General features: G+C 62.0%; 1 protein-coding gene. It reads right to left on the bottom strand.

All coding sequences use genetic code 11. The annotated features are described in order from the left end of the window. Positions 1 to 250: fimbria/pilus outer membrane usher protein (locus SB752_RS33005; protein WP_410719595.1), on the bottom strand; the 250-nt coding region annotated here is incomplete at both ends.

The raw sequence follows: 250 nt of genomic DNA, 5'->3' as shown, positions 1-250 counted from the left end.
CTGCTCGTCGAGTACGTTTGCACCGAACGGGATGGGCTCGCCATTCGCGCGCTTCGCGTAGATCACCGCGGAACGACCCGTCTCGGTTTCATACTTCAGCAGCGGAATCGCACCCGCATGCGGCGCGACCTGCTGGCTCGTCACCTTCAGCTCGACATCGGTCGACAGCCCCTTCGGATCGATATCGACGGAGTTCAGGCTATACGGAGTGAGGTACGGCACGATCGCATAGCCTCGGCCGTCGAGCTTC

The organism is Brevibacillus sp. SIMBA_040, assembly GCF_046535075.1.
In the GTDB taxonomy this organism is placed as follows: Bacteria; Bacillota; Bacilli; order Brevibacillales; family Brevibacillaceae; genus Brevibacillus.
Note: the sequence above shows the minus strand (reverse complement) of the source record. Positions and strands in the feature narration are given on the sequence as shown.